This window comes from Streptomyces sp. NPDC001678 (genome assembly GCF_042892945.1).
Lineage (GTDB): Bacteria > Actinomycetota > Actinomycetes > Streptomycetales > Streptomycetaceae > Streptomyces.
The window spans coordinates 223,662-239,430 of record NZ_JBIAUP010000010.1 but is presented as its reverse complement, the minus strand read 5'-3'; the positions used below and the strand labels follow the sequence as shown (position 1 = coordinate 239,430).

Annotated in this window: 13 protein-coding genes and 1 tRNA gene; 5 read left to right on the top strand and 9 right to left on the bottom strand. The window is 74.4% G+C overall.

Annotation, left to right across the window (positions count from 1 at the left end):
• The first annotated feature begins 75 nt into the window (after nt 1–75).
• Nucleotides 76–1,173, top strand: coding sequence for an LLM class flavin-dependent oxidoreductase (locus tag ACFYZR_RS22035; protein WP_391912762.1), 1,098 nt, complete (start codon nt 76–78; stop codon nt 1,171–1,173).
• 101 nt (nt 1,174–1,274) lie between these two features.
• On the opposite strand, the gene ACFYZR_RS22030 is transcribed toward ACFYZR_RS22035, so the two are convergent.
• Entirely contained in the window at nt 1,275–3,254 is a 1,980-nt protein-coding gene (locus ACFYZR_RS22030; RefSeq protein WP_391912760.1) for a putative bifunctional diguanylate cyclase/phosphodiesterase, read from the bottom strand.
• Nucleotides 3,255–3,672: 418 nt separating this feature from the next.
• On the opposite strand from ACFYZR_RS22030, the gene ACFYZR_RS22025 reads away from it, so the two are divergent.
• On the top strand, nt 3,673–4,908 hold the full coding sequence (locus ACFYZR_RS22025; protein WP_391912758.1) for a M6 family metalloprotease domain-containing protein: 1,236 nt from the start codon (nt 3,673–3,675) through the stop codon (nt 4,906–4,908).
• Nucleotides 4,909–4,966: 58 nt separating this feature from the next.
• On the opposite strand, the gene ACFYZR_RS22020 is transcribed toward ACFYZR_RS22025, so the two are convergent.
• The 7 genes from ACFYZR_RS22020 to ACFYZR_RS21990 form a co-directional block, all read right to left on the bottom strand.
• Nucleotides 4,967–5,040: transfer RNA gene (locus ACFYZR_RS22020), tRNA-Lys, on the bottom strand.
• Between the two features lie 56 nt (nt 5,041–5,096).
• Nucleotides 5,097–5,720, bottom strand: a complete 624-nt coding sequence (locus ACFYZR_RS22015; RefSeq protein WP_391912756.1) for a bifunctional DNA primase/polymerase — start codon at nt 5,718–5,720, stop codon at nt 5,097–5,099.
• A 144-nt stretch (nt 5,721–5,864) separates the two neighbouring features.
• A complete protein-coding gene (locus ACFYZR_RS22010) occupies nt 5,865–6,224 on the bottom strand; it encodes a hypothetical protein (protein ID WP_391912754.1) in 360 nt (119 codons plus the stop codon).
• 174 nt (nt 6,225–6,398) lie between these two features.
• Nucleotides 6,399–7,751 carry an AAA domain-containing protein gene (locus ACFYZR_RS22005; protein WP_391912752.1) on the bottom strand — a complete coding sequence of 451 codons (1,353 nt, stop codon included), beginning with the start codon at nt 7,749–7,751 and terminating at the stop codon, nt 6,399–6,401.
• A complete protein-coding gene (locus ACFYZR_RS22000; RefSeq protein WP_391912750.1) occupies nt 7,748–9,361 on the bottom strand; it encodes a hypothetical protein in 1,614 nt (537 codons plus the stop codon). Before ACFYZR_RS22000 ends, ACFYZR_RS22005 begins: the two co-directional genes overlap by 4 nt.
• A gap of 130 nt (nt 9,362–9,491) precedes the next feature.
• Nucleotides 9,492–10,706 carry a hypothetical protein gene (locus ACFYZR_RS21995; protein WP_391912748.1) on the bottom strand — a complete coding sequence of 405 codons (1,215 nt, stop codon included), beginning with the start codon at nt 10,704–10,706 and terminating at the stop codon, nt 9,492–9,494.
• Nucleotides 10,627–11,601 (bottom strand): phosphatase PAP2 family protein, encoded by a 975-nt coding sequence (locus tag ACFYZR_RS21990; RefSeq protein WP_391912746.1) that lies wholly within the window; start codon nt 11,599–11,601, stop codon nt 10,627–10,629. Before ACFYZR_RS21990 ends, ACFYZR_RS21995 begins: the two co-directional genes overlap by 80 nt.
• Nucleotides 11,602–11,868: 267 nt before the next feature.
• Here ACFYZR_RS21990 and ACFYZR_RS21985 point away from each other — a divergent pair, with 267 nt between their 5' ends.
• On the top strand, nt 11,869–12,462 hold the full coding sequence (locus ACFYZR_RS21985) for a histidine phosphatase family protein (RefSeq protein WP_391912744.1): 594 nt from the start codon (nt 11,869–11,871) through the stop codon (nt 12,460–12,462).
• A gap of 263 nt (nt 12,463–12,725) precedes the next feature.
• Here the strand turns inward: ACFYZR_RS21985 and ACFYZR_RS21980 are convergent, their stop codons facing one another.
• On the bottom strand, nt 12,726–14,105 hold the full coding sequence (locus ACFYZR_RS21980) for a tetratricopeptide repeat protein (RefSeq protein ID WP_391912742.1): 1,380 nt from the start codon (nt 14,103–14,105) through the stop codon (nt 12,726–12,728).
• Between the two features lie 285 nt (nt 14,106–14,390).
• Here ACFYZR_RS21980 and ACFYZR_RS21975 point away from each other — a divergent pair, with 285 nt between their 5' ends.
• Nucleotides 14,391–14,849 carry a hypothetical protein gene (locus tag ACFYZR_RS21975; RefSeq protein WP_391912918.1) on the top strand — a complete coding sequence of 153 codons (459 nt, stop codon included), beginning with the start codon at nt 14,391–14,393 and terminating at the stop codon, nt 14,847–14,849.
• A 47-nt stretch (nt 14,850–14,896) separates the two neighbouring features.
• The gene (locus tag ACFYZR_RS21970; protein WP_391912916.1) at nt 14,897–15,763 is read left to right on the top strand and encodes a spermidine synthase; all 867 of its coding nucleotides are present in this window, start codon (nt 14,897–14,899) and stop codon (nt 15,761–15,763) included.
• Nucleotides 15,764–15,769 lie beyond the last annotated feature (6 nt).

Below are 15,769 nucleotides of genomic sequence, written 5' to 3'. Positions count from 1 at the left end.
ATTCTCCGGTTGCTGCTGGTCGGAGCGCCGCGAGCACTCCGGACCGAGGCAGTCAACCCAGGGAGGCGGGCCACCGTGGCCGACGTACAGGACGACATCATCCGGGCGAAACCCCTTGGCAGCGCGCCCGTTGCCCTGTCCGTACTGGATCTCGCGACCGTCGGCAGCGGCCGGACCGCGCGGCAGGCCCTGGGCACGACGGTCGAGCTGGCCCGGCTCGCCGAGCGACGCGGCTACCACCGCTTCTGGGTCGCCGAGCACCACTCCATGCCCGGCGTCGCCAGCTCCTCCCCGGCCGTCATCCTGGCCCACCTCGCCGCCCACACCGACCGCATCCGCCTCGGCTCGGGCGGAGTGATGCTGCCCAACCACGCGCCGCTGGTGATCGCCGAGCAGTTCGGCACCCTGGAGGCCCTCGCCCCGGGGCGCGTCGATCTGGGCCTGGGGCGCGCGCCCGGCACGGACGGCGCCACCGCCGCGGCGCTGCGCCGGCAGGACCGGCTCGCGGAGGGGGCGGACGACTTCCCCGAGCAACTGGCCGAACTGACCCGCTTCCTGGACGACGACTTCCCCCAGGGCCACCGCTACGCCCGGATCCACGCCGTCCCCGGGCCCATTCAGGGGCGGGTGCCGGGCGGGGTGCAGCGCGCCGACCGGCCCTCGATCTGGCTGCTGGGCTCCTCCGGCTTCAGCGCCCGCCTGGCCGGACTGCTCGGCCTGCCGTTCTCCTTCGCGCACCACTTCTCGTCGGCCCACACGCTCCCCGCGCTGGAGCTCTACCGCGAGTCCTTCCGGCCCTCCGCCGTCCTCGACCGCCCGTACGCCAAGATCGGCGTCCAGGCGCTCGCGGCGGACGACCCCAAGGAGGCCCGCCGCCAGGTCCTCACCGGCGCGGTGTCGATGCTGCGCCTGCGCACCGGCCGGCCGGGCCTGATCCCCTCGCCGGAGGAGGCGGAGTCCACCCCGCTCGGCCTGGCCGAGCAGGAGTTCGTCGCCGACTGGCTGCGAAACGTGGTCTTCGGCACGCCGGACGAGGTACGCGAGGGCCTGGACGCGCTGGCCAAGCGCACGGGCGTGGACGAGCTGATGATCACAGCCAACACCCACACCCCGGAGACGCGGCTGCGCAGCTACGACCTGATCGCGGACGAGTACGGCTTCCCCGGCGCGTAAGGCGCGCAGGGCGCGTAGGGGCGCGTAGGGAATCAGCCCGTCCGGCGTTCGAGGACACCGCGCGGCGGCGCGGTCCGGGTCCAGGGGCGGAGCCCCTGGACTTACGGACGTACCCCCGTACTGAGGAGTGCCGAGATCCGGTCCGCCGGCACGGGCCGGGAGTAGAACCACCCCTGGCCCGTGTCGCAGCCGATCCGCCCCAGCCGCTCCGCCTGCTCCGCGCTCTCCACGCACTCCGCCGTCACCGTGAGCCCCAGGCGGTGGGCCAGTTGCACCAGCGCCTCGACGATCGTCTCGTCGGCGGGGTTGGGGTGCTCCTCGGCGCGGAAGCCGTGGACGAAGGAGCCGTCGAGCTTGAGGGTGGAGACGGGCAGCCGGCTGAGGTAGGCGAGGTTGGAGTAGCCGGTGCCGAAGTCGTCGATGGCGATGGCGACGCCCATGTCGCGCAGGGCCTGGAGCTGCTGGAGGGGCCGGCCGGCCGAGCCCATCACCGCCGACTCGGTGAGCTCCAGCTGGAGCAGCCGCGCCGGCAGCCCGGTCTCGGCGAGGATCCCGGCGACGTCCGCGACCAGGTCGGAGTCCCACACCTGACGTACCGCCACATTGACGCTGACCACGAGCGGTTCGCCGGGATGGGCGAGCTGCCAGCGGCGCGCCTGGCGGCACGCGGTCGCGAGGATCCAGCGGCCGAGCGGCACGATGGCGCCGGTCTCCTCGGCCAGTCCGATGAACCGATTCGGCGCGAGCGTCCCGTACTGCGGATGACGCCAGCGCACCAGCGCCTCCACCCCCCGTACGACACCGTCGCCGAGCCCCACCAGCGGCTGGTACTGGAGGACGAACTCCCCCCGCTCCACGGCCGGCCGCAGGGTGTTGGACAGCGCCTGCCGGGTCATCCGGTGGGCGTTGCGCTCGGGGTCGAAGAGCGTCCAGCGGGCCTTGCCGTCGGCCTTGGCCCAGTAGAGCGTGGTGTCCGCGGCCTGCATCAGCTCGGTCGCGTGGGTCCCCGCGGCCGGACGCTCGACGACGCCGATGCTCGCCGACACCGCCAGCCGCTGCCCCGCCACCTCGAACGGGCGGGTGAGCGCCGCCTGGACGGCCGCCGCGAGGTCGACCAGCTGCTCCGTGCCCGCGGACTCCTCGACCAGCAGCGCGAACTCGTCGCCGCCCAGGCGGGCCACCAGATGCCCGTCCGGGGCCGCGCACTCCGTCAGCCGCCGGGCGACCGCGCCCAGCAGCAGGTCCCCGGCCCGGTGGCCGAGGGTGTCGTTGACCGCCTTGAAACCGTCGAGGTCGAGATAACAGAGCCCGATCCGACCGCTGCGTCGGCGGCCGCCGCGCGGTACGCCATCGGGGTGCGGCAGGGCGTCGGGGTATGGCAGGGCGTCCGGGGGCGGCACGCCGTCCGGGCGGGGCATGGCGCCGGGGCGGGGCACGCCGTCCGGGCGAGGCATGGCGTCCGGGCGAGGCATGGCGTCCGGGCGAGGCATGGCGTCCGGGGGGAGCGCGGTGGCCGCCAGGGCTGCGGCCAGGCGTTCGAAGAACAGGCTCCGGTTGGGCAGCCCGGTCACCGGGTCGTGCATCCGCAGATGCCGCAGCCGGGCGCGCAGATCGCGCCGGTCGGTGATGTCGGCCATCGACAGCAGGGCGTCGTGGGTCTCCGGCAGCGAGGTGACCGTCACCTCGGCCCACATCTCCCGGCCGCCGGGCCGTCTGAGCCGACGGGTGAAGTGCAGCCGGTCGCGGCGGCCGAGCAGGACCTCGCGATAGGCGCTCCACGCGCGGGGGTCCTCGCGCAGCCCGGCGAGTTCGGCGGCGGGGGCGTTCCGTAGCAGGTCCGGGTCGGTGCCCAGGAGCGTGCCCAGGGCGTGGTTGGCGGTACGTACGAGGCCGTCGTCGCCGACGACGGCCATGCCGAGCCGTGCGGCCCGGAAGACGGCGCGGAATTCGTTCGACGTGACATCCGAACCAGACGTGACATCCGAACCATTCGAAGCGCCATCCGAAATGGCATGACGTTGCGTGACGACTGGCGGCGTGGGGTCGGGCGGACCGCCTTGGCCGTCGAGTGTTCCGCTCAACGCTCGCTCCCGCGTGACAGTGGTTCCGCACGGGGCCCGTGCGGGGAGTCGTATGGCTCGTACGCGTGGTGGAAAAGACGGCAAATCGCCGTCTGTAGGGGGATTCCGTGCTGGAAGTGTGGCGAGCATAGAGCCCGCGCAGGGACCGTTCCAGCGGCCCGGCCGCGAGGGGTGGAGCCGTCGGCTTGGGTCCGACCGTTTCTGTCCGTCCATGCGCGTCCGCGCACACTCACGCCTGAGGCTGGATGGTTGCGTCTAGTCGATTGACCGTCAGTGACTGAGTGTGATGTACCCAGAAGTCGGCTTAGTCACTCGACTGGGGTAGTGAAACGGGGCATAACACCGCAAATAACAAGAGGGTGGGTGAGGTCTCCCGATTCCGTCCCCGGAGGTCGACGTGGTGCGTCCGCTGACACCCATGGGAGTGGACCGGCCGCGGCCGCGCCGCGTGGAGCGGTCCCGGCTGCGCCGCGTGGGCGCGGTGCTGACCTGCCTGTGCGCGATCGCCACGACCGTGGTCGCCGGGCCGGCGCACGCCGCGGGGCCCGGCGGGCCCTGTGCGCTGCCCCGCAGCCAGGCCCATCACTCGGAGGGTCTCGACACCTGGAATCCGGACTACCCCCGGCCCGTCGGGCGCCTCGACGCCGTGATGGTCTTCCTGTCCTTCCCGGACTCCAAGCCCTTCGTCACCCCCGACCGGCTCGCCGCCGACCACTTCCCCGGCACCTCCCGCTTCTTCGAGCGTGCCTCCTACGGACGGTTCACCCTGCGCGTCCACCCACTGAAGAAGTGGTTCCGGATGCCCCGGCCCTCGGGCGACTACCACATACAGCGCGACTGGGACGGGGAGCAGCGCTCCGCCTATCTGCGGGACGCCATCGCCGCCGTCGACAAGGAGGTCGACTTCCGGCGCTACAACCTCGTCTATCTGGTCGCCGACCCCGACGCCCCCGGTGTGGACTCCGACGCGACCAAGGTCGTCAACCTCGAGGAGCCCATCCAGGTCGACGGCACCGAGCTGCGCCGGGTCGTCACGGTCTTCGAGCACCATCCACCGGACCGCAACGTCCTCGCGCACGAGACCGGTCACGTCCTCGACCTGCCCGACCTCTACCACCGGCCGACCGACGGCAAGGGCGACTGGGACACCCATGTGGGCGACTGGGACATCATGGGCAGCCAGTTCGGGCTCGCCTCGGAACCCTTCGGCTGGCACAAGTGGAAGCTGGGCTGGCTGGCCCCGCGCCAGGTGGACTGCGTCAGCGGCCCCGGCACCACCGTGCACACGCTTCAGCCGCTGGAGTCGCCCATGCGCCCGGGCCTGGACGCCCGCACCCGGATGGTGGTGGTCCGTACCGGGGTGACCAGCGCGATCGTCGTCGAGGCGCGCAGCGCGACCGGCAATGACTCGGCCACCTGCACCGAGGGCGTCCTCGTCTACCGGGTGCGCAGCGACACCGCCTCGGGCGGCGGGCCCATCCAGGTGCTGGACGGGCATCCGGGCGGGCACGCCTGCTGGGGCGAGTCCGTCTACCCACCGCTGGCGGACGCGCCCCTGGGGGCGGGGGAGACCCTGGAGGCGGACGGGGTGCGGGTGGAGACGCGCGGCCATATGGCGACCGGGGCGTGGACGGTCCGGGTGACCCGGGGCTGATTCCCGTGTCGCATACGTCGAAGGCCCTCACCGTGTGGTGAGGGCCTTCGACCGTCTGTGCGCCGCCAGGGACTCGAACCCCGGACCCGCTGATTAAGAGTCAGCTGCTCTAACCAACTGAGCTAGCGGCGCCTGCTGACGTGGAAGACTTTAGCACCCCGATCCGGTGTAAAGAAAATCCGTATGTTTCAGCCACCGGTGGAGATGGGTAAGGAGCTCGCCCGGGCGGCCCGGACACAGGCCCAGAGCAGGGCGTCGGCGCCGGGCAGCCGGGGGCGGCGCACCTCGGGGGCGATCAGCCAGCGGGCGGTGGCCGGCGTGGGCTCGCTCCCCTCGGGCGGCGGGTAGAGCGGGGGCACGGTCACGGCGTCGCCCGTGCCGTAGCAGAGCAGCGGGGGAGCCGTACGGTCTCGGCGGCCCCACTCCTCCCAGGCCAGCAGCGCGGGCAGCCGCTGGGCCGTGCCGGGCGCCGCGAACAGCAGCAGCCTGCCGCGCTGGGCCGCCACCGGCCCGGAACCGGGGCCGCCGGGCGACCACAGCCGGGCCAGCATCCGGCGGCCGAAGAGCGCCGGGGTGTCGATCACGTCGAAGACCGTGCCGCAGGGGAGCGCGACCGGGGCCATGGGGTCGTCGGCCCACAGGGCGTGCACCTCGTGCGGCGCTCTGCCGGCGGACGCGAGCCAGTCGGCCCCGGCCAGGGTGGCGAAGGCGGGGGCGGGCGGCGCCCAGGAGGGGGAGGGCGCGGGCGCGGGTGAGGGGACGGGCGTGGGCCGGTGGCGGACGGGGCGCGGGTCGTACGGCCGGGAGCTCATGGCCCCATGCTCCCGGCAGGACGGGGGGCCGTCCGGGGTAGTTCCGGGAAACCGGGACAGGGGCGGAAGCGGTGCGCTACCTTGTGCGCCGCATATGCCAACGGCCCATGATCGAGGACCATGGGCCGTCCGGTCGTGGGCCGGTCAGTCGGCCTGGTTGCTGCCGCGCAGCAGGTCACGGCCGAACTCGACCATCTTCTTCGTGTAGTCCTCGCTCCACTCCGCCCGCTCGGCGATCACCGCCGTCGGCAGTCTGTCGAAGCGCCGGGGATCGGCGAGCTGAGCCGCCGCCACCGCCTGGAACTCCGTCGCCCGGTCCGCTGCCGCGCGGAAGGCCAGGGCCAGCTCGGTGGAGCGGGCCAGCAGCTCGCGCGGGTCCTCGATCGATTCGAGGTCGAAGAAGTGCTCGGGGTCGGCGACGGCCTCGGGTGGCTCGAAGAGCAGCTGCGCGGGCTTCAGGCGGCGCGGTCCCTCACCGCCGGGAGCCTGCTTCGGCTCGCACATGTACATACCTCCAGAATCGTCTGCACCGTCATCCATTGTCCTGCCGGGCGCAAGTGCGCCCCCGCCCCGCCGGCGGCCGTACACCCCGCCCCGCACCGCCCGGCGACGCCGGTGGGCACGCCCGGCGGCACCGGGGCGCCGTCAGCGCGGCGGGACCCCGCCAGCGGCTTCGCGTCACGGTCGCCAGGGGACGCGGTGCTCGGCCAGATGCGCCCACACCGCGTGATTCGCCTCCCAGCCATCCGGGAACTTCATCGTCACCCCCAGCCGTACCGGCTCCGTCGACGGGTGCTCGTCCAGCAGGCGGTCGACGCCGGCGCGGCTCACCACGACGCACGCGTGCCGGTGCCTGGAGGCCAGCACGCACAGACGGCCCGTCTCCAGGTGGAACGCCGTCGCGTCCGGGCGCCCCGACAGCGGGTGGAGCACGACCGTGACATCGAACTCACGGCCCTGGAGCCGGTTCGCCGTATCCACTGTCACCCCGGTCACCCCCTGTTCCGCAAGGGCCGCCCGCACCGCCGCGGCCTGGTCGCGGTGGGCCGTGCCCACCGCGATCCGGTCCGCGGTCAGCGGCGCCGGATCCGGCGAACGCTCGCTGGTCACGGCCCCGCCCCGGTCCAGCGTCCGGCGGACGACCAGCGCCACCGCGCCCACCGCCTCCGGGTCCGTACGCGGCGTGTGGCGCGCGGGCAGCTCCAGCAGGCCCCAGCCTGACTCGGCCGCCTCGTCCAGCACCCGGTCCGGGCCCGAGCCGTCGGAGGGCACGCCGAAGGACAGCAGCCGGTCGCCATGGCCCGTGCCGCTGCGGAACGGGGTGTACGGATAGAAGGCCGCCGACACCAGCGGCGCCGCCGACGCCGGCAGCCGCCACGACACCGGCAGCCGGTGCTGCGGCAGCCCCGGATTGTGGGCGAGCAGCGTGCTCACGGCGCTCGCCGACGGGTCGTACGACAGCCCCGCCCACTGCTCCGCCCCCACCACGCTGAACGGGTCCAGCTGGCCCGGGTCGCCCACGAACAGCGCCCGCTCGAACAGCCCCGCCACCGCCAGGAGCGCGTCCGAGCGCATCTGGTACGCCTCGTCGACGATCGCGTGGCCCCAGGGCTCTGCCACCTTGGTGTGCGCCCACTTCGCCGCCGTGGAGATCACCACGTCCAGCCCGGCCAGGTCCGCCGCCTTCGCGGACGTCACGACGGAGTCGAGCCCGTCGAGCGCCGCGTCGTAGGGGTGGCGCTCATTGCTGTGCAACCGGCCCACCGGCAGCTCGGGGTCCTGCTCGGCCAGCCGCAGCACCAGGTCGTCCACCTGGGCGTTGGTCTGCGCGACGACCATCAGCGGGCGGCCGGCGGCGGCCAGCTCCCGGGCCGCCCGCACCACCAGCGTCGACTTGCCCGCGCCGGGCGGCGAGTCCACCACGACGCCGCGGTGCGGGCCGTGCAGCGTGTCGCGCAGGATCGCGTCCGTGGCCGCCGAAGCCGCCGCGGCGGGGTCGAAGGCGCTCTTGCGCGCCAGGGGAACGGTCACAGCAGGTCCTCCGCGGTCACCGGGTCGGGAGCCTCGGCCGGGCCCTCGGCGGGCGGGCCGCCATGGGTCCAGGGCGTCCGCTCGGGATCGGGCAGCTCGGGACCGCCCCGGGGCGCGTGCTCGAACAGGGTCCAGCACACCCGGTCGCCCACCTCGGGCACGGAACCCGCGTCGGGCACCTTGCCACGCCCCATGCCACCGGTCAGCCGCACGGTGACGGTGATGGTGCCGGGGCCGGCCACGCCGGGCGGCGGTCCGTACGCCACGAACTCGGCGGACTGCGCCTTGCCGTCCGGCAGGGCGCGGTGGACCGCCACGCCCTCCGCGAGATGCGGGGCGTCGGCCGTGCGGACGGTCACCAGCGGACGCGGACGCGGGACCTTCGCCTCCGTGTACTCCATCACCACCTCGGCGACCTCCCCCGCGAACGCCTCCCCGGCCAGCCGCCGGCCCGCCATCACCAGCGGATCGTCCAGCGCCTCCTGGGCGTCGAGCTGCGCCTGCGCGCTCTCGCGGGCGGCGAGCTTGCGCGCGGCCGTGACCGCGTCGTCCCGCCGCGGCTGCGGGGGCTCCCCGGCCCGTACGCGGTCGCGGTGCGCGGTGTACGACCAGCGGTCGCGCTTCCAGCGCTCGGCGACCCGCGCGCCCTCCGGGAGCGTCCGCAGCAGGTCGACGCCGTGCCAGACGGCGTCCCAGGTGGGGCGCAACTGCGTCGCCAGCAGCTCGCCGATCTCGCTCTCGGCGGCGGCCAGCTCCGCCCGGGCGGACGCGAACCGGTGCGCCGACGCCTCCAGGACGGCCGCGCGGGCCCGGTCGTAGCGGGCGACGGCGGGGGACAGCCGCTTGTTGTCGAAGACCGGGTCCGTGGCGGGGCCGGCGGGCGGGTGGAGCAGGAGCCCCTCCGGCCCGCGCGCCAGCTCCACGCGCAGCGCCGCCTCCGGGCCCGGCACGCCCTCCGGCGGATCGATCCAGGCCAGCAGGGAGCCCAGGTGCTGGTCCTCCAGCACGCTCTGGCCCGTCGCCCAGTGCCGGCCCAGCGCCTGGGTCATCGCCAGCAGCAGCGACGACCCGGGCACCCGGGCGCGCTCCCCGAAGTGCGTCAGCCAGCGCCCCAGCATCGGCACGCGCGGCGGCGCGGGATGGGGCGCGTCGGGGTCCTGCTCGGCGGTGCGCCGGAAGCGCATGGACCGCCCGAGCAGCCGGACGTACTCCACGCCCGCCGCGCCCGGCACCAGCAGCTGCGGGGCGTCCGCGCACAACTCGACCTCGACGGGCACCTTCTTCCCGGTGCCGGGATCGGTCTCCTTGCGCTGCTCCAGCTCGACGGCGTCGCCGAACTCCTCCAGGTACGGCAGGAGCACATCGGCGAGCCCGGCGAGGAACGCGGACCGCAGATCCCTGTCGCGCGGCTGCGCCACGAACAACAGCCGGGGCGCGTCCCGCTCCGTCCCCACCATCGCGCCGAGCGGCGCGCCGGCCTCACCGGCGGTCGTCAACGGCACGAAGACACACGGCCGCTCGGCCACATGCCGGTGCCGCACGGTGACGACCGGCCGCGCCCGTCCGTCCCGTACGGCTTCCATCCGCGCGAGGGTGCTGATCAGCGACATGCGGACGCCTCCTTCGGAGCGACGGGGCCACGGCCCGCGGCCGCCGTCGGGCCGCCGGACCCTCGCCGCCGTGGGGGCTCGCCGTGGCGGCGGATCAGGGGTGCGGGCGGTTTCTCCGCCGCGACGGTGCTCATCGGCCCGCCCCCGCCAGGGCGCCCTCGTCGGCCGGGGCGAGCGCCAGCGCCTCCGCGCGGAGGGCGGCGGCGCGGCGGAGGGCGGCGACCGCCGGGTCGTCGGGGGAGCCGGCCTCGCCCGACGCGGCGGCGAGGACCGACGCGACGGTGGTCAGGCCGCCCAGCTCCGCGCGGACGCCGCGCCCCAGGGTCTGGACGGAGTCCGCCGCGCGGGCCCGGGCCCGGCAGTGGAAGGCCAGCTCGCACGCCGCGAGGCACTCCGGCGCGTACGCCGCCGCGACCGCGTCCAGCGCCTCGGCCAGCTCGCCGGCGGGCCGGGTCGGGGTGCGGCCGTCGTCGGACGGGCACAGATCGAAGGTCGTGCCCTCCGGCAGCCCGGCGGCGATCTCCGCCACGCCCGTCAGCCGCGCCAGCTGACGGCGCGTGGTGGCCAGCGGCTTGCGGAGGTCGACGAGGGCGGCGGCCGGCAGATTGGAGAAGTCCTTGGGGCAGACCAGCAGGGCCGTCTCGCGCACCGCCGCCGCGCCCTTCGCGACCCGCTCGGCCACGGCCTCCAGCGCCAGCGCGTACACCGCCGCCTGCCGGGCGGCCGCGCCGACCTTCGTCGCGTCGGCGGAGCCGTCGATCATCGCGAAGGACTTGATCTCGACGACCGTCCAGCCGCCGTCGGGATGGACGACGATCGCGTCCGGCTCCAGATAGGCCGGTGTCCCGGCGACGGTCAGCGCCAGCAGGGGGTGGTCCAGCACGGCCCACCGTCCGGCGGCGGTCGCCTCGCGCAGGGCGAGGGCCGTGCGTGCCGTACGGCCCTCGGGGCCGGTGGCGGAGAGGTCGGGGGTGTCCACGGAGCCCGGGGCGGGCTCGGGGGAGCCGTCGGCCAGCCGCTCGTGGAGCAGACGGACGAGCTCCGCGCCGCCGTCGGCCTTGGTGCGGGCCTCGAAGGAATGGCCGCGCACGAACGCGAACTGCGACTGCCCGAACGTCACCGGCGCGCCCACCGCCCGCGCCAGTGCCGCCTTGTCCACCCCCGCCCCGTCGAGCAGGGCGCGGCGGTGACAGCCGGGATTGGTGGCGAGCGCCGCCAGCGCGCGGGCGTCGAGCGGGACGGGCGCGACGGAGGGGCCGCGCAGCTCAGCGAGCCGCTGCCGCAGCGCCGTCGGTGCGGCTGTCCCCGGCCCCGTCCCGGGCCGGCTGTCGGGGGATCTGGTCACTGGCGTCCGCCTCGCGAAGTCTCTCCGGCGCCCCCGGGCGAACCCGGGACGGCGCAGTACCCGCTGTACCCGCCGAAGTCTCGCACCCGGCACTGACATTCGCCGCTGCCACGGCCGTTTCCGCAGGTACCGCAGGCGACGCCGGGACAAGGCGGGCGCGGATCCGCTCGGCGAGCCGCAGCGCCGGACGGGCGAGCAGGAAGCCCGCGCCCATCACGGCGGCGCCGGCGACGGCGTCGAGGAGGTAGTGGTTGGCGGTGCCCATCACCACGAGGGTGATCGCCAGCGGATAGGCGACGCCCGCGACCTTGGACCAGGCCGTGCGGCCGTGCCGCCAGAGCACGACCCCGCACCACAGGGCCCAGCCCACGTGGAGGCTCGGCATGGCCGCGTACTGGTTGGTCAGCCCGCCCAGGCCGCGCGGGGCGCTGGCGTCGCCGCCCCACCAGCCGTACTCGGAGTACTGCCGCATCGTGTCGACGAAACCGAAGGACGGGTCGAGGAGGCGGGGCGGGCAGGTGGGCAGGAGGGTGAAACCGATGAGGCCGATGAGGGTGGAGATCATCAGCCAGGTGCGCATCCGGCGGTAGTGGTCGGGGCGTCGCCTGAAGAGCCAGATGAGGAGCGCGGGGGTGAGGAGGTAGTGGAGGGCCGCGTAGGCGAAGTCGGCGGGTATGCCGATCGCGGAGTGATCGGTGAACAGCCGGTTGAGCGAGGGCTCGATGTCTATTCGGAACGTTTTTTCAAGATCGAGTATCGCCACGCCGTGATCGACGGCCGACTGCACATCGCCTCTGACCAGCAGCCGCCCGGCCGAGTAGAGCCCGTACACCACGGCTATGAGTGGCAGTTCGGTCCACCAGCGCGGCCGCTTCCCCAGTGGTGCGGTGTACATCCGGACGCTCTCCATGTGTTCAGGCGGCCAATAAGCGCAATATGCAACCGTACGGCGTACGCCACATCTCTCGCACACCGCCCCGTGAGTCCACCCGAACCCCGAGGTGCGGGGGTGGAGACGCCGGGAGTGGCCGGAGGGTTGCCCGTTGATGGAGTGAGTGATGATGGAGAGCGAACTCCACCCGTGAACCGAGGTGACCGACTTCACGCCGTTCACCCGGGTCCACGATCACCGCACGCACCTCGTCTCGTAAGGACTCTCGTCATGGCACCGCGCATCCTGCTGGCCCGGCACGGACAGACGGAGTGGTCGCTGTCCGGCAAGCACACCGGCCGCACGGACATCCCCCTGCTCGACGAGGGGCGGCGTGGTGCCAAGCTGCTGGGCGAGCGGCTCCACCGCGCCCCGTGGGACGGCCTGCCGGACGTGGAGGTCAGGACGAGCCCCCTCGTCCGTGCCAAGGAGACCTGTGAGCTGGCCGGCTTCGGCGACCGGGCCACCGAGTGGGACACGCTGATGGAGTGGGACTACGGCGCCTACGAGGGCATGACCCCCGCAGAGATCAAGGCGGGCCGCCCCGACTGGCTGATCTGGCGCGACGGCGTTCCCGAGGGCGAGGCCCGGGCGGAGGTCGCGGCCCGCGCGGACGAGGTCGTGGAGTGGGCCCGCTCGGCCGACCGCGACGTGCTCGTCTTCGCCCACGGCCACATCCTGCGGACCATCGCCGCCCGCTGGATGGGCGAGGACATCTTCTTCGGCTCCCGCATCCGCCTCGACCCCACCTCCCTGTCCATCCTGGGCTGGGCGTACGGTGCGCCGGCGATCGAGCGGTGGAACGACACGGGCCACCTCGCCTGACGGCTCGGTGGATTCACCGGGGGTGCGCCCTCTCCGGGCCCGGGCCGGTTCGGCACCGCCGGGCGCGTAGGCGGAGCGTCCCGCCGCTGCGGCGGAAGGGAGACCCCGGCCCCGCCCCTTCACCGTTTCCCGGGGCGAGCCCCGGCCCCCGAACCGGGGCTGCGCCCCCGGGAAACGGTGAACCCCCACCCCGCCGCGACGGTGATCAGCCACCGCCCCGGAGCTCGGCGGTGCCGAACCGCCTCCAGCCCCAGGGGGCACCCTCAAGCCGGCCGCACGGCCCCCTCGTGCCGGGACAGGAAACCCGCCACCAATGGGTTTGCGGCGTGACGGCGCAACATACGGGCGGTCGACGACAGCATCGTCCTGATGCGGGCCGACTGGACCTGCTCCAGCAGCCCCAGCACCCTCTCCCCGGCCGCGGCCGCCGCGTCCGGGGAACCGCCCCGGGCCAGGTCGCCCGCCAGTTGCGCGGTGTAGAGCGCGATGTTCCGGGCGAAGTGCGGGTCCTGGAGCGCGACCGCCCGCTCCGCGTGGTCCGCCGCGCGGCGCCAGTCGCCCAGGGCGGACCAGCACTGGGACTCCAGGCCCTCCAGCTCCGCCTCGCCGAAGAAGGTCATCCACTCCGGGTCGGCCTCGGCCGCCCCGCGTCCGAAGAGCGTCCGGGCCCGCACCAGCGCCTCCTCGGTCGCCGGCCGGTCGCCCAGCCGCGCCCAGCCGCCCGCCTCCCGCAGGGTCAGCAGGGACATCAGCCGCGCCGACCCCAGCTGCCGGCCCGCCCGCTGCGCGGCCTGCGCGGCGCGGATCGCCTCGCGGGGGCGGGCCGCGTCCCGGGCGAGGAAGGCCATGTTGCAAAAGGCGTGGGTCTCCAGCGCCGGGTCCCCGGCCACGCGCGCGGTGGCCAGGGCCTCCGCGTAGTGGGAACGGGCGTCGGCGAAGCGGCCGGAGTCATGCGCCAGCCAGCCCACGGAGATCGCCAGTTCGCCCGCGCCGGAGTGCAGCCGGTCGGCCACCGACCGCCGTCTGGTCTCCGCGTCCAGCAGCTCGTAAGCCGCCTTCAGAGGGCGCGCGGCGCGCCGGTAGAGCCCGTCCGCGCCGTGCCGGTCGTCGAGCAGCCGGATGTGCCGCACCGCCTGTTCGACGGCGGCGGCCTCGGTCTCCCCCGCGTGGCGCCGGTGCGCCCCGCGCGGGCCGGCGCCCAGGGAGACGGCGGCCACGGCGGCCGTGCCGGAGGTCATGAACGCGCGACGCAACACGTCGCTCTCCTCGCTGCTCTCGGTGGAGCTCTCCGCCGCACCGGAGGAGGTACGGCTTTCGGCGGGGCTCTCGGATGGACCGGGCGGCGCGGAGCCCTTCTTGCGCGCCCCCCTGCCACGCACGGTCTCGCGGGGTGCGAAGCCCATGTCCGCCGGCTCACGGCCGGGGAACATGTGCCGGAACACCCGCTCGTAGGCGTAGTTGGGGCAGCGGATCTCCCCGGACTCCACACGCCCGATGTAGCGCGCGTCGCACGAGACGTGTTCGCCGATCTCCCGGGCCGCACGACGCACGGCAGCCGCGAATTCCCCTGGTGAACGCGGCCCGCGCAACTGCCGGAACGCGAGGTTCGGACGGGGTGACGAGGACGCGTGGGGCGACGCCATGGCCGGACCCTCTCCTGGCGAGCCGCCCCGACGGGCAACCCGCGGGGCGGGCGGCTGTGCTTGCCGTGTGGCGTGATGACCGTACCGGCTGTGGCGATTCCACTACATCCGGTTTGACTACAAAACGGATATCCCACCTGCCATCCGCCATGAACTGCCATCCTTTGCGGCGGCATGGCGCCGTAGCCGTTGACGCGTCCACGCGTTGAACCCGAAGAGCGCGAGCGCGCTCGGCGTGGATCCCGACCTGGACACAGGCGCGGCGATGAGGAGGGGTTTCCCGTGGTGGAGGCCGGAGTGGACATCGGCGGCTCGCGGACGACGGCTCTGCGTAAGCCGCTCCAGGACCACAGCGCGTCCCCGTATCCGCCGCGGGCCGGCACGGACGGCGCCGAGGGGCATCCCTGCGACCTGGTCACGGTCCCCGCGCGCCAGGGCCTGGAGGCCGTCGACATCCTGCGGCTGCGCGACGGAGTGGGCCCCGTCCTCCACGACGGCGACTGCGACACCCTCGGCTTCCTCGTCCCGCCCGGCACGGCCGACGGCTGGGACCTGCCCGGCAGCGCCTGCACCCAGACCTACGGCCGCGGCCTGCGGACGAGCGCCGCCGAGCCCCCCGTCAACGGCACGGGCTGGCTGGTCGCCCCCGACGCCGCCTACGCCTCCGCCACCGACCCCGCCGTGCTGCGCGCCGCCCTCGGCGAGGCCGCCCGCACCATCGAGGCCGTCGACCGCTGTCGTTAGCGGCCCGGACGGGCCCGCCCGCCCGCACCGGCGATACTGGACGGGTGGTGAAGGGCAAGCAGAAGCAAGGGCGCGGACGCGCCGTGGAACCGATATCCGCGCAGGTGGCGGGCGGTCTCGCGGAGCTCGTCCCTGACCGCGACCGGCCCCGTGGCAGCACCCTGCTGATAGACGGGGCCCCGCAGTCCCATGTCGACCTGGACGACCCCGCGTATCTGGACTTCTCCTACCAGCGGCGCCTCGGCCACATCGCCGACCTCGTCGCACCGCCCGGCAAACCCGTCCAGGCCGTCCACCTGGGCGGTGGCGCCTTCACCCTCGCCCGGTACATCGCCGCCACCCGGCCCCGCTCCACCCAGCAGATCATCGAGATAGACGCGCCCCTGGTCCAGTTCATACGGGCCGAGCTGCCGCTGGAGTCGAGCTGGCGCATCCGGGTGCGCGGCACCGACGCCCGGGAAGGGCTCGCCAGGATCCCGGACGGCTGGGCGGACCTGATCATCGCCGACGTCTTCAGCGGCGCCCGCACCCCCGCCCACCTCACCAGCACGGAATTCGTCACCGACGTACGACGGGCCCTGCGCCCCGGCGGCCACTACGCCGCGAACCTCGCCGACGGCCCGCCGCTGGCCCACCTCAAGGCCCAGATAGCGACCGTCCGCACCGTCTTCCCCGAGCTGTGCCTCACCGCCGACCCGGCGGTGCTGCGCGGCCGGCGCTTCGGCAACGCCGTGCTGCTGGCCTCCGACCGCGAACTGCCCATAGCCGAGCTCACCCGCCGGGCGGCCACCGACCCCCACCAGGGCCGGGTCGAACACGGCCGCGCGCTCCTCGACTTCACCGGCGGCGCCGTGCCCGTCACCGACGCGAGCGCCCGGCCCTCGCCCGCCCCGCCGCCCTCCGCCTTCAGCTGAAGTCCT

Coding starts and splice junctions, on each gene's coding strand:
- ACFYZR_RS21980 (WP_391912742.1), bottom strand. CDS start 14,105: ATGGCGTCGCCCCACGCGTCCTCGTCACCCCGTCCGAACCTCGCGTTC.
- ACFYZR_RS22025 (WP_391912758.1), top strand. CDS start 3,673: ATGGGAGTGGACCGGCCGCGGCCGCGCCGCGTGGAGCGGTCCCGGCTG.
- ACFYZR_RS21985 (WP_391912744.1), top strand. CDS start 11,869: ATGGCACCGCGCATCCTGCTGGCCCGGCACGGACAGACGGAGTGGTCG.
- ACFYZR_RS22000 (WP_391912750.1), bottom strand. CDS start 9,361: ATGTCGCTGATCAGCACCCTCGCGCGGATGGAAGCCGTACGGGACGGA.
- ACFYZR_RS22010 (WP_391912754.1), bottom strand. CDS start 6,224: ATGTGCGAGCCGAAGCAGGCTCCCGGCGGTGAGGGACCGCGCCGCCTG.
- ACFYZR_RS22015 (WP_391912756.1), bottom strand. CDS start 5,720: ATGAGCTCCCGGCCGTACGACCCGCGCCCCGTCCGCCACCGGCCCACG.
- ACFYZR_RS21990 (WP_391912746.1), bottom strand. CDS start 11,601: ATGTACACCGCACCACTGGGGAAGCGGCCGCGCTGGTGGACCGAACTG.